Here is a 12,501-nt window from a genome sequence, read left to right as displayed (position 1 = left end):
CCGTCATTGCGAGGCTGCGAAGCGACCGCGGCAATCTCGACCAAATTGGCAGAGGGCTTTGTGAGTGCAGTGATAACCGGATGAAGATTGCCGCGGCCTGAAGCCTCGCCATGACGTAAATATGAGACCTTCTCCACACTTCTTCGCCGCTTCTCCATTTTCTGTCCACTATCTTCACGGTCAGATGTGCTGAAATATCAATGCAAACTTCTTGATCCCTCTTCTATTTGGGCCGTTACTGTAAAGTAACGGCCATTTTCTTGTCATATACCTGTCACAAACCCTCATCAGAATACGCCTCGATCCGAAACCGAACCTGTGGATCCTTTGATCACTAATCGATCGTCCAATAAATAGGGGACAACTCTGATGAAAAAGACCATTCTCGCTTTGGCCATTGCCAGCATTTCTGTTGGCGCCAATGCCGGTACTGTAACTTCCGACGGCGGTGACGTTATCGTTGCCACCAAAGGTGGTTTCAGTGTCAAAACCGCTGACAAGAAGAACGCCTTCAATATCGGCGGCCGTATTCAGTGGGACTACAACAACGCCGAAGCAGATTCCGACAGCGAGCCAGACGAGAATAACCTGTCTGTTCGCCGCGCCCGTATCTTCCTGAAAGGCACCGTTGACAAAAACTGGGACTACAAAGCCCAATTCAATATCGGCGAATCCGAAGCCGGTGACGTTGAAGACCTGTACATCCGTTACAAGGGCTGGGGCAAGGCCGCCAACCTGACTGTGGGTCGTCAAAAAGAGCCTTTTGGTCTGGAAGAGCAAACCAGCTCCAAAGATATTTCTATCCTCGAGCGCTCCGCTTTGACCGAGCAGCACGCTTTTGGTCGTAACACCGGTGTTCAGCTGCACGGTAAAGGCAAAAACTGGACTTACGGTGTTGGTCTGTTTGAAAACGAAACTGCCGATGACGACCGTGGCGCTGAAGACTTGGCCCTGACTGGCCGCTTCACTTACGCGCCTATCAATGACAAAGGCAACGTTTTCCACCTGGGTCTGGCGTTCTCTGAGCGCAGCGGCACCCAAGGTGTTAGCGGCAACGCTGCCGAGTCTGCCATGGCTTACGAAATTGCCGGCGTAAACGGCGCTTTCCACTACCAGGGCGAGTACTTTGACACCGACCAGGTAGACGGTGACAGCCTGGACGGTTACTACGTACAAGCTGGCTGGGTATTTACCGGCGAATCTCGCCCCTACAAAGACGGCAAGTTCAAAATCATCAAGCCTTCCACTGATGCCGGTGCCTGGGAAGCGGTTGTTCGCTATGAAGCGGGCGACGGCAACTTCAGCGACATCGAGCTGGGTCGTACCGATGGCAGCCAGCTGGCTCTGGGCCTGAACTACTACCCCAACAGCGCCATCCGCATCGGCGCCAGCCTGATGACTGGTGAAGACGACGTAACCGGCGAAGACGGTGACGAGTTCCGCGTTCGTCTGCAATACGTTTACAAGTAATTCATATACTTGCCTGCGTAATAAAAACCCCGCATTGAAAGGTGCGGGGTTTTTTGTATTTGGCTTCATGGCTGCCCCACAAACTTGAGGGCATGAATCTGGAACAGTCTGCTGTGACCGTATGCAGCATGGCTGCTGCATCCGAGCGTACACGGATGTATTTACAGCGTGTCACAGCAGACTGTTCCAGATTTATGTCTGGAGCTGGCGTTTAATGGTTAGCACTATAGTGATTCTGGCCTCAGTGAACTTTCAATATATGTTTATGGGACAGCAGTGATTTGGCTTTTAACAAAGGACATTTGCAATGAATCGTTTTGCTTTTGCATTTTTATGCGCTGCCGTTTCTCCCTTGGCATTCGCTGCCCAGTTGCAGTGGTTGGGCAGCTACGACACCGGCTATAAAAAAGGCGCGGAAATAATCAGCGTTCAGCAAAGCAGTGGCCGGGCCGCACTGACTGTTTCGGGCAAAAATCAAGTGGACATACTGTCCCTGAGTAATCCCGCTCAGCCAGAACGACGGCTGCGTATTACTGTTGAAGGGCAGGATATCGATGATATTTCATCAGTGGCTTTTCACCCCACTGATGACTATGTGGCGGTGGCAGCTATCGCCAAAAACCCGTTGGCAAGCGGCAAGGTGTTTTTTTACAGCGCGTCAAACGGCGAGCTGTTAAACAGCGTTGCCAGTGGTTACTGGCCGGATTCGGTGCTGTTCAGTAGCGATGGCCGCTGGCTGGGGGTAGCCAATGAGGGCGAACCCTTTGTGGTGGCCGGTAACGGTGAACTGGTGACTCCACCGGGAAGCATTACCCTGGTGGATATGCAAAAGGGCCTGAATAATCCCGTTATTCACCAGATTGCCCTGCCGGACCTCAGCGGTGTAGACGGTGTGCTGCAAGGCTCCGACAAGCGCTCTTTTGAACGGGATATAGACCTCAATGGCGATGGCCACATTGACGGCGATGAGGAAGAACAGGAACTCCCCATTAGTGCCGCCACCCCGGACTACCTGGAGCCAGAGTATCTGGCTTTTACCCCCGACGGCACAACACTGTTTGTTGCTTTGCAGGAAAACAACGCCGTGGTGGTTGTGGATACCGCAAGTGCTCAGGTTGCCCGCTCATTTGGCCTGGGAGTGACTCAACACCTGGCGGATACCCAGGACGATGGCCGGGTGGCGTTTGTCAATGAGTTGACCGCCTTTCGGGAGCCGGATGGCATTGCCCTGGGCAATGGCGGCAAATGGTTGTTGACCGCTGATGAGGGCGACACCGAGCCCAAAGCGTCGAAAATCAAAGCTGGCCAGAAAGCGGGTGGCGGCCGTACCCTGAGTATTTTTGATGCCGCCAGCGGCGAACTGTTGGGCGATACCGGCAACCAACTGGACGCTATGGCGCACGCGCTGGGCATTTACCCGGATGGCCGCAGTGACAACAAGGGTTCGGAACCGGAAACTGTGGTTTATCTGGAGCTGGATGGTACTCACTACGCAGTGGTCACCCTTGAGCGCGCTGACGCACTGGCACTGGTCAATATCAGCAATCCGCAAAAGCCGCTGGTGGAATCCGTGGTGCCGCTGCGCACCGCCGGTGACAAGGCAAAAGCCTATGGCCCGGAAGGGTTGGCGCTGTACCAGGCCAATGGCAAGTATTACCTGTTTTGCGCCAACGAAAAACGCGGCACCCTGTCGGTGGTGACTATCCGCTGACCCACTGCTTGCGGGCTATTCGTTGTCATTCTGAGCGCAGCGAAGAATCTCTTTATTTTCTGTTTGTTGTGAGATCCTTCGCTGCGCTCAGGATGACAAAGTAGAGTTTGTCAACGCAAAGTAGAGTTATCACTTTGGTGGAACCCTGAGCTACAATTGCGGCCAAACAGGGACTGGAACCAAAGGTTAATACCATGAAGCTGAATAAACTGATTCTCGCCGTTGTCTTATTGGCGCCCCTGGCTGGCGCTTTGGCTGAAGATGCTGGCGAAACCCGCAAAAAAGGCGGAGCCCTTGAAGGTTTTAACCGCGCCATGCACGGTTTTAATCACCATCTGGACAAGTGGTTGTTAAAGCCAGTGACCAAAGGCTACAAGTGGATCACGCCCGACCCGGTAGAGCGGGGTGTCAGCAACGTGTTTGGCAACCTCAAAGAGGTGGTGAATATTCCCAATGACCTGTTGCAGGGCAAATTCAAACAGGCTGCAAATGACACCGGCCGCTTACTGGTGAATACCACCATTGGGGTGGGAGGCATTTTTGAAGTGGCCGACAGTATGGGCCTGAAAAAGAGCGAAGGTGAAGACCTGGGGCAGACCCTGGCGTCCTGGGGTGTTCCCGCCGGGCCCTATGTGGTGGTGCCGTTCTTTGGCCCCAGCACTTTGCGCGACCTGCCAGCGGGTGCGGTGGACAGCCTGGCCTTTGATGCGGTGCGTTACGAAAACAATATCAGCCTGCGCAACAGCATTTACGGGCTGCGCACTATCGATACCCGTGCCCAATTGCTCGATTCGGAGGAATTGATCACCGGCGACCGCTATACTTTTATTAAAGACGCCTTTCTGCAGCGTCGCGAGTACCTGATCAAGGATGGCGAAGTAGAAGATGACTTCGGCGATGACTACGGTGACGACAGCGACGATTACTGACGGATGGTGTCTGGCGGTAGCCTGACAGGGTGAGCTGTAACGCGAGTTCAGGCAAATAATAACAATCTCGTAACTATTTAGTATGTCCTGTAGCTGTTCAGATTGCGTGTCAAAACGTGCAGGGCAAGGCGAAAATTGCTGAGTTTACACGTGTAAATGATCAATTTTTAACACAGCCATGCGCGTTTTGACGCGTGAGCTGAATAGCTACGTAATCTCAAGGTATCAGCCAGAGATGCAGGGCAGTACGCGCGAACTCCTTTACATCGGTTGCCACAAACCGGATACGGTGTTTCAAAACCCCGATCTGTCGGATCAAAACTGGGTGATAAAATACGCTCACCTGGACGACCCTCTCGACGAAATACTGCGGGCGTTAAACCCCGCAGTCATTCTTTTGGATTGCAGCCACATCGATGTGGACAGCCAGTTCGACTCGGTTATCGAAACCCTCGGTTTTTGTATTGCGTTTAGCGAAGCTCACACCGTGGTGCCCATTCTCAAAGATGCCTCTGCCCGCCAGGTATTGACCTGTATCCATCACGGGGCCAGCGATGTGTTGCTGGTGCCTTTTGACCCCCGCAATTTGCTGATTGTGGCAGAGTCTGCCTGGAAAGCGCGGGAGCTGTTGCGCGACAGCCAGAATTACCGTCAGCAGTTGGAAGCCACCAACCGTGAACTGCAGGAAAAACTGCAGGTGTTGCGTCAGGATCAGCAGGCTGGCCGTCAGGTGCAACTGAGCATGTTGCCCAAAACCCCGCAGCATTTTCACGACTACACCATCGGCCACCACATTGTGCCGTCACTTTATCTGAGTGGTGATTTCGTCGGTTACCACACGTTGCTGGATCGCTACCTGACGTTTTACTTTGCCGATGTCTCCGGGCACGGCGCTTCCTCGGCTTTTGTCACCGTGCTGTTGCGTTTTATGCTCAACAAAATTATTCGCAACCATGTGATCCGGCGGGACGAAGCCAATCTCGCCCAGGCCCCCGGTGGTCTGGCGGAATCCCTTAACCGTCAGTTGATTGCCACCGGCCTGGACAAACACATGACTCTGTTTGCCGGCTCCATCGATATGAAGCGCCATGTCATGCGCTACGTAACCTGTGCCCAGATGCCAGCCCCCATCCTGGTCAGCGAGGATGGGGCCCAGGTGTTGCCGGGCAAAGGCAAGCCTATCGGGTTGTTTGATGACGCCACCTGGGAAGTGGAAGAAATTGAACTGCCTCGCCATTTTTCCCTGTGTGTGGTGTCCGATGGCGTGTTTGATTATATGCCCGGAAATTCCATGGCCGACAAACAACAGAGCCTGTACGATGCAGCTCAGGCGGAAGGCTGTGGAGCAAGCGGCGACTTTCAGCAAGGCATGCTGGATCGCCTGGGCCTTAACGATGTGCAGGAAGCCCCGGACGATATTTCCCTGCTGACCATCTGTCGGCAGCTGTAATCGAGAAAGTAATGAGCGCGAGTGACGAAAGAGGGCGTATCCTGGTTGCCGAGCAACAGGGTTTGTACGACATCAAATTTATAGGTGATGTGCGCATGGTGCTGTGCACCTCCTTGTCCGATTACATAGAGTCTGTTTTTCAGCGCGGTGATGCCAGTGAAGTGCTGGTGGATTTGCTGGAAGCCAGTGGTGTAGACAGCACCACTTTGGGGTTGTTGGCTAAATTGGCCATTCACTGCAATCGGCAGTTTGGCCTGCGCCCCAAATTGTTTTGCAATAATGACGGCATAAATCACACCCTTAAAGTTATGGGGCTGGATGAAGTTTTTGATCTGTTTGAAGGCCCGGTAGGGGAAGAACTCGACTGGTCAGAACTGCAATGCGATGACCTGGATGAGGAACGCTGCCGCCAGCGGGTACTGGAAGCCCACCGGCAACTGATTGAACTCAACCCCGCCAATCGCGATGACTTTATCGACCTGATACGCAGTTTGGAAAAATCGGTTTAAAGGGATAGATAGATCCTTCGCTGCGCTCAGGATGACAGTGCCCGGCACTCTCACCCTGCTACGTCATCCTGAGCGCAGCGAAGGATCCCAATGTCAGATTATTGATCTTTCGCCAAATGCTTGGCGCGAATAAAGTCGCTGTGAGAGACGTGTATCAACTCGCAAATCTGGCGAATGGTGCCTTCTTCGTATTTGTCCAGGTGGCCGTCGGCGTAGGCGATGCGCCACAACTCCACCACCAGTTGAAAGCGCTCGGTGGCTCCGTAGCGTTCGTTGATTTGACGGGTAAAACGATACAGGCAGGTGGCTTCACGATTGGCGCTGTGGGCTTCGGCAAACAGCTCATTCACTTCGCTGTCAGCGAGTGAAAAGCGAGTTTTCAGTATTTTCTCAATAACCCGCTGCTCCTGGCGGTCTACGTCCTGGTCGGTAACCATGACTTCCACCAGTAGTGCGGCGGCGGCCACCTGCAGGGTGTTCGATGGCGATGGTTGATCGCTCGACGGGTCGCTGTTCAGCAATTGGCGCAGTTTTGCAATCATGGGTCAGTTACAGCGGGTTGTGTGTTGAGTTGTTCCAGGGCCGCATACAGGGTATCCACTCCTGCATCTGCAAGGTGGGCGTTTTCACTGATATAGCGGCGAAATTTACGCGCCCCCGGCATACCCTGGAACAGGCCGAGAATATGACGGCTCATGTGACTGAGTTTGACGCCATTGCTGTGCTGCTGTTCCACGTACTGAAGAAATTGTTGGTAGACATCCAGTCGGCTTGAGGCGGGAGTGGTACTGCCAAAAAAGCGCCGATCCACTTCTGCCAGAATGTAGGGATTGTGATAAGCCTCGCGACCCACCATTACACCATCCACATGTTGCAGGTGTTGCTCCGCCTGGTCCAGCGAGGTAATGCCGCCATTGATAATAATTTCCAGATGCGGCAAATCCTTTTTCAGCTGGTAAACTCGCTGGTAGTCCAGTGGCGGTATTTCCCGATTTTGCTTGGGGCTCAGCCCCTGCAACCAGGCTTTGCGGGCATGGACAATAAAAGTCTGGCAACCCGCTTCCTGTACCGGACCGACAAAATCCAGCAGGTTCTGGTAGCTGTCCAGGTTGTCGATACCAATGCGGGATTTGATGGTAACCGGCAGGTCACAGGCGTTTTTCATGGCGACAACGCAGTTGGCCACTACATTCGGCTCCGCCATCAGGCAGGCACCAAAACGGCCACGCTGTACCCGGTCGCTGGGGCAGCCGCAGTTGAGGTTGACTTCGTCGTAGCCAAATTTTGTGGCACTGTGGCAGGCCTCTGCCAATTCCGCCGGGTCGCTGCCACCCAACTGCAAGGCAATGGGGTGTTCTGATGAGTCAAAACCCAGGTGGTAGTCTTTGTCGCCGTATTTGATGGTGCCGCTGTTTACCATTTCCGTATAGAGCAGGGTATGTTTGCTCAACAGACGCAGGAAGTACCGGCAGTGCCGATCTGTCCAATCCAGCATGGGGGCGATGGAGAAACGGCGATTGAGTGGTGCAGGCATGGCGGTGGTGGTCGTTGGTCGGGGGAGGGATTTTAGTCAATCTCGGGCCGGCTGCATACCGTGAGAAAATGTAACAAAAATGTAAATGATCCCGAAGTGCATGCTTACCTGAGCAGGCAGTGCCATATACTCTGAGGTCTGTTAATGCCCTGAAGATAACAGATTAAAAAAATATCCTTGTAGAAGGGGGACGAATGGAATCACAAGGTGATAATTATACTGTTTGTATTGTGGAAGATGAGCAGCTCCATGCCGATATGATGGCTGGTTGGCTGGCAGATGTGGGCTGCCAGGTTATCTGTTGCAGTACGAGTCATCAGCTCAAGAAAATATTGCAGAACCAGACGGTGGATCTTTTTGTACTGGATTGGCTGTTGCCGGATACCGACGGTTTGCAGGTATTGGCTTACCTGCGCCAGGATCAACAGTTTAGCGGGCCGATTCTATTTTCTACTCAGTTGGAAACTGAAGATTGCATAGTTCGTGCCCTCGATGCAGGGGCTGATGACTATCTTGTCAAACCATTACGGGAAAAGGAGTTTGTGGCGCGAGTCAGCGCTCTGATGCGACGGGCCAGCCAGCGGCGTATGCCGGAGCCGGTTTTTAAAGTGGGGCCCATTCACCTGGATATGATTTCCCGCACTGCCTACGTGGATGGTGAGGTGGTAAAAATGCGTCCCAAGGAGTTTGAGTTGGCCGCCTGCCTGTTGGCCAGGAAGGGGCAACTGCTGACTCGCGAATACCTGCTTAATAAGGTGTGGGGAGTGGATGCGGATATAGATACCCGCACCGTGGATATGCACATGAGCCGGGTTCGAAAAGCACTGAAGATTGGTCCCGAGACCGGATACTATATCAAGACGGTGTATCAACACGGCTACCGCTTTGAAGAGTTGAGTACCAACTAGTAGGTATCAATGTCAAAAATATCAAAAACTGTCTTGATTGCCACCTCTCTGTGGTTATCCAGCCTGCCGTTATCAGCGGCTTCAGAGCCGGAGGCTGAGTGGATTTACTACGTAAAAAAGGGCGATACCCTGTGGGATTTTTGCAATCACTATTTGGGTCGCAGTGATGTTATCCGTTGCTGGAAAAACGTCCAGCAACACAATGGTATTTCTGTGCCAAAACGCATGTACCCCGGCGTGCGTTTGCGCATTCCCATTTCCTGGATACAAAGTATTCCCGTTGCCGCAATGGTGGAGTTTGCCCGTGGAGATGTGCGCCAGCAAAAGTATGGTGCCAGCAATACACTGCCGGTAGTGACTGGCGATCCATTGCACCTGGGTACCCGTGTCACAGTGGCAGATGGCGGCGCGGTTTTGCGTTTTAACGACGGCTCCGAATTGTTGTTGCGCAATCATTCAGAGTTGTACTTGCAGGCCCTGACTACTCACGGTAATGAGTCTGCGCGCAGCACCCTGAAGCTCAATCGCGGCAGTGTTGATGTGGATGTTCCACGCCGTCAGGGTGACAGCCTTTTCCGTGTGCTGACTCCGGGAGCAGTAGCCGCTGTTCGCGGAACCGAATTTCGCGTATTCGCAAAGCCTGATGGCCTGACCACTCAGGTGGAAGTGCTTGAAGGTGGAGTTGATGTGGCAGCGGGCAAAAGCGGGCAGCTGGTGGCCGGGGGCTTTGGTGTTAACGCCGTTAAAGGGCTGCCGGTGCAAGCACCGATAAAATTGCTGCCTGCGCCCGGATTTGACGGTGCCAAAAGTCGTTTTGACAGCGGCAGTGTCACTCTTGCTTGGCAGCAGGTAATCGGAGCCAGTGGCTACCAGCTGGAACTTTACAAAGGTGCAAGTGGTGAAGCGATTCTTTACCAGCAGCAGTCCACAAGCGCTGAATACCGCTTCGCCAGTTTGCCTGTAGATAAATATCGTCTGGTGGTGCGCGCCATAGCCAATGATGGTTTGCGCGGTCAAGACAGTGTCCCCTTTCATTTTCAGACTTTGGAGAAGCTGGCAACACCTGTTTTCGATCAGGTAACTGCCAAATATGAAAAACGTACATTAAACATCCACTGGCCAGTGGTGGAGAACGCCCAACATTATTTGTTGGAAGTCTCTCGACAGGCTGATTTTCAGGAGGTTATCTGGAGTCAGCAGCTTACCGAAACCGCTGTTACCGAAAAACTTGATACCAAGGGCGCTATCTATGTGCGGGTGAAGGCTGTGGCTGCAGATGGACGCGAGAGCGAGTACTCCACAACAGTGGAGCTTAAGCACAAGTCTCTGGATTGGGGGGCTATCCTGACGTCTGTAGTCGCTGTGCTGCTGATTGCTCTTTGATGCTGTTATATTGACGTAAAACCGCCTGAGTATATTTACGTATGCCGCGTTTTCGACAGCGATTTCTTTCGGCCCTGTTTTCCATTGTGCTGGCGCTTTTACTGTATTTCCAGGGTTGGCATACCAACCTGGATAATGCGGTTTACGACACCACTGTCGAATGGCTCCCGGCAGAAATTTCTAACGATATTGTTATTGTCGCCATCGACGAAAAAACACTTCTGGAACTGGGGCAGTGGCCATTTGCCAGAAAGTATCACGCGCAGTTACTGCAACAGCTGGGCAACGTGAATCCAAAGGCTATTGGCCTGGATATTCTTTTTGCAGAGTATTCCCTCTACCCCGCTGATGATGAGTTTTTAATAGAGCAGGTCGCTAAATCATCAACTGTAGTGCTGCCTGTGTACATAGAATTTCTGGATAAAGGTAACCACTATCTTGAAGTGTTGCCGATGCCCGAGTTGGCAGTGGCGGCTCCGGCGCTGGGACATGTGCAGGTGGCTGTTGATGGCGACGGTAAAAGTCGTGCAGTGTATTTGTTACACAGCCTTGGCGAGAGTCGCCAACTGCATTTTTCGGTGGCTATAGAACAATTGCTAAACGGTGCATCGGGCGCTTTGCCGGGGCTGAAGAACACAACGAGTCAGGAAGACAGTAGCGAGTTTGTTAAAAATTACAAAAATTACATTCCCCTTGTTGGTGGTGCAGGAACTTTTCCTTCAGTTTCCTTTACGGATGTTATCCACGGGCGTGTTCCGCTCGATGATTTTCGCCACAAAATTATCCTGGTGGGTGCTGTAGCGCAGGGGATGGACCCGGTGGTGACCGCCTTGGGGCCGATGCCTGGTGTGGAGCTGAACGCCAATATTCTCAATGGGCTGCGCCATCAAAATCTTGTCTACCCGCTGTCCAGTAAAGTGGTTTTACTGGCGAATCTGTGTGTTCTTTTGTTGTGGGGTTTGCTGCTTTTTTCGGCGTCTGTGCGTCATAACATCACCACTACGGTGGTGGTGTTGTTAGTGCTTAATTCTGCGTCGCTGGCGGGTTTTGTCAATGGTTACTGGTTGCCTTTTGGATTGGCTACTTTGGCGTTGATGATTTGCTTTCCGGTAATGAATTGGTGGCGCCTCAGCAGTGAGTTAAAAATTCTTAAAAAAGAACTTGTCAGGCTGAAAAAACAAGATATTTTTTCACGGACAAAACCGCATCTCAGCAATATTTTGCAGAGTATCCAGTTCTTGCAGTCGTTTTATCCCTTGACTTCTTGGTGTCTCAGGGATGTTGATTTGGTGCCCATCGAAAAGATGGGCACTTGCTTGTTGGGTACTGAAGCTTCTGAGTACAGTGAGTCATGGAAAGTCATTGAAAATTACGGCCTGGTAAAACTGCCCGCCGGCGATGACAGTTTTTATCTGGCATTGCAGTGGGATGCCGATGCAGCCCATGTGGTTCCATTACAGCCAGCTGTGCTGCAGCGGGTTTTTCCTATAGGCCGCTGGCACTCGCAGTATCGGCCCTGTCAAAAAACCGTTGTCGGCGAATCCATGGAGGCACTTGCAGATGCCAACAAACGCGCGCAAGCCAGTAGCCGTTTGATGTTGAATACCCTGGATCAAATCGGCCACGGTGTGCTGTTGTTGGAACCCAGTGGTGCGATGCTAAAAGTGAATCGTCAGGCCATTCACTTTCTTGGAGAAATTGACCACGGCTGCGGCCTATACAAAAACCTGGCAAGGCTCTCCATCAAGGGGCAGAATAGCTGGCGAAAACTACTCTCCGAACTGATATTTCGTGAATGCGCTTTTTCCGTGGAAGCTGTCGCGGAAAATGGCAGAGAATTGCAATGTGAAGGGGCTGTGTTTCATGCGGATGCACCGTTTCTGCTGATCACACTTACTGACATCAGTTTGCTGAAAAGCGAGGAAAAAAAGCGCCTGGAGGCAATCAATTTTCTTTCTCACGATCTGCGATCACCGATGAGCTCTGTCCTGGCTTTGATTGGCGACAGAAAAAGCCGGGGTGGAGATAGCGAATTGCTGCAGTCCATTGAAGGTATTATGGAACGCAGTATCAATTACGCAGATAATTTTATTCATCTCTCCAAGATTGAATCTAACGCTAATTTGAATTTTTCTGACTGTTTGCTGGGTTCAATTTTGGATTCTGCAGTTGCGCAACTGTACAGCTTGGCAAAAAGTCGCGGTATTCGTTTTCAGATCAATCGTCAGGATGATGATGTGCTGGTTAGCGGCGATCCGGTTATGTTGGAGCGCGCTTTTCTTAACCTGATGGACAACGCCATTAAATATGGTGGTGATAACGGTGTGGTGGACATTGAAACCTGCCGCAAGGGTAGTGTGGTACAGGTGGACGTTACCGACAGCGGCGAGGGTGTCAGTGAGGAGGAGCTGGAAAGCCTGTTTGATGCTTTCCGGCAGGGGAAAAATGCCCGTGCCAACAGAATTTCAGGCACAGGGCTTGGCTTGCGTTTGTCCGCGTCTGTCATTGCCCGCCATGGGGGTGATATCAGTGCCAGTAATATTCCCGGAAAGGGGCTGCGAATTTGTGTTGAGTTGCCTTTTATAAGTGATCACAAAGACCGCTAAT

The 12,501-nt window shown here is 52.2% G+C and carries 10 protein-coding genes; 8 read left to right on the top strand and 2 right to left on the bottom strand.

The genetic code is table 11. The features are described 5' to 3' along the window. The first annotated feature begins 369 nt into the window (after positions 1 to 369). The 5 genes from ACVBEJ_RS08760 to ACVBEJ_RS08740 all read left to right on the top strand — a co-directional run bounded on the left by ACVBEJ_RS08760 (position 370) and on the right by ACVBEJ_RS08740 (position 6,069). Positions 370 to 1,470: an OprO/OprP family phosphate-selective porin gene (locus ACVBEJ_RS08760; RefSeq protein ID WP_447129248.1), complete on the top strand. Its 1,101-nt coding sequence runs from the start codon at positions 370 to 372 to the stop codon at positions 1,468 to 1,470. Between the two features lie 307 nt (positions 1,471 to 1,777). Beyond that, positions 1,778 to 3,181, top strand: a complete 1,404-nt coding sequence (locus ACVBEJ_RS08755) for a choice-of-anchor I domain-containing protein (RefSeq protein WP_447129247.1) — start codon at positions 1,778 to 1,780, stop codon at positions 3,179 to 3,181. Positions 3,182 to 3,375: 194 nt separating this feature from the next. Further along, positions 3,376 to 4,110, top strand: coding sequence for an MlaA family lipoprotein (locus ACVBEJ_RS08750; protein ID WP_447129246.1), 735 nt, complete (start codon positions 3,376 to 3,378; stop codon positions 4,108 to 4,110). 235 nt (positions 4,111 to 4,345) lie between these two features. Then, positions 4,346 to 5,560 (top strand): PP2C family protein-serine/threonine phosphatase, encoded by a 1,215-nt coding sequence (locus ACVBEJ_RS08745; protein ID WP_447129245.1) that lies wholly within the window; start codon positions 4,346 to 4,348, stop codon positions 5,558 to 5,560. Between the two features lie 11 nt (positions 5,561 to 5,571). Beyond that, the gene (locus tag ACVBEJ_RS08740) at positions 5,572 to 6,069 is read left to right on the top strand and encodes an STAS domain-containing protein (protein WP_447129244.1); all 498 of its coding nucleotides are present in this window, start codon (positions 5,572 to 5,574) and stop codon (positions 6,067 to 6,069) included. Between the two features lie 98 nt (positions 6,070 to 6,167). Here the strand turns inward: ACVBEJ_RS08740 and ACVBEJ_RS08735 are convergent, their stop codons facing one another. Together ACVBEJ_RS08735 and dusA are read right to left on the bottom strand one after the other, a co-directional pair. Further along, entirely contained in the window at positions 6,168 to 6,611 is a 444-nt protein-coding gene (locus ACVBEJ_RS08735) for a tellurite resistance TerB family protein (RefSeq protein ID WP_447129243.1), read from the bottom strand. Further along, on the bottom strand, positions 6,608 to 7,603 hold the full coding sequence (gene dusA, locus ACVBEJ_RS08730) for a tRNA dihydrouridine(20/20a) synthase DusA (RefSeq protein ID WP_447129242.1): 996 nt from the start codon (positions 7,601 to 7,603) through the stop codon (positions 6,608 to 6,610). Before dusA ends, ACVBEJ_RS08735 begins: the two co-directional genes overlap by 4 nt. A gap of 194 nt (positions 7,604 to 7,797) precedes the next feature. On the opposite strand from dusA, the gene ACVBEJ_RS08725 reads away from it, so the two are divergent. The 3 genes from ACVBEJ_RS08725 to ACVBEJ_RS08715 are packed head-to-tail and all read left to right on the top strand — an operon-like array spanning position 7,798 to position 12,500. Next, positions 7,798 to 8,511: a response regulator transcription factor gene (locus ACVBEJ_RS08725; protein ID WP_447129241.1), complete on the top strand. Its 714-nt coding sequence runs from the start codon at positions 7,798 to 7,800 to the stop codon at positions 8,509 to 8,511. A gap of 9 nt (positions 8,512 to 8,520) precedes the next feature. Then, entirely contained in the window at positions 8,521 to 9,894 is a 1,374-nt protein-coding gene (locus tag ACVBEJ_RS08720; protein WP_447129240.1) for a FecR domain-containing protein, read from the top strand. A gap of 41 nt (positions 9,895 to 9,935) precedes the next feature. Beyond that, complete coding sequence (locus ACVBEJ_RS08715) at positions 9,936 to 12,500, top strand: CHASE2 domain-containing protein (RefSeq protein ID WP_447129239.1); 2,565 nt, start codon at positions 9,936 to 9,938, stop codon at positions 12,498 to 12,500. Position 12,501: the final 1 nt, after the last annotated feature.

The organism is Porticoccus sp. GXU_MW_L64, from assembly GCF_052983295.1.
The sequence above is the reverse complement of the archived record's forward strand: the minus strand, read 5'-3'. Positions and strand labels throughout refer to the sequence as shown.

Bases quoted from the DNA above. Each gene is read 5' to 3' on its own strand.
- ACVBEJ_RS08755 (WP_447129247.1), top strand. From the start codon at position 1,778: ATGAATCGTTTTGCTTTTGCATTTTTATGCGCTGCCGTTTCTCCCTTG.
- ACVBEJ_RS08725 (WP_447129241.1), top strand. From the start codon at position 7,798: ATGGAATCACAAGGTGATAATTATACTGTTTGTATTGTGGAAGATGAG.
- dusA (WP_447129242.1), bottom strand. From the start codon at position 7,603: ATGCCTGCACCACTCAATCGCCGTTTCTCCATCGCCCCCATGCTGGAT.
- ACVBEJ_RS08735 (WP_447129243.1), bottom strand. From the start codon at position 6,611: ATGATTGCAAAACTGCGCCAATTGCTGAACAGCGACCCGTCGAGCGAT.
- ACVBEJ_RS08745 (WP_447129245.1), top strand. From the start codon at position 4,346: ATGCAGGGCAGTACGCGCGAACTCCTTTACATCGGTTGCCACAAACCG.
- ACVBEJ_RS08715 (WP_447129239.1), top strand. From the start codon at position 9,936: ATGCCGCGTTTTCGACAGCGATTTCTTTCGGCCCTGTTTTCCATTGTG.
- ACVBEJ_RS08720 (WP_447129240.1), top strand. From the start codon at position 8,521: ATGTCAAAAATATCAAAAACTGTCTTGATTGCCACCTCTCTGTGGTTA.
- ACVBEJ_RS08760 (WP_447129248.1), top strand. From the start codon at position 370: ATGAAAAAGACCATTCTCGCTTTGGCCATTGCCAGCATTTCTGTTGGC.
- ACVBEJ_RS08740 (WP_447129244.1), top strand. From the start codon at position 5,572: ATGAGCGCGAGTGACGAAAGAGGGCGTATCCTGGTTGCCGAGCAACAG.
- ACVBEJ_RS08750 (WP_447129246.1), top strand. From the start codon at position 3,376: ATGAAGCTGAATAAACTGATTCTCGCCGTTGTCTTATTGGCGCCCCTG.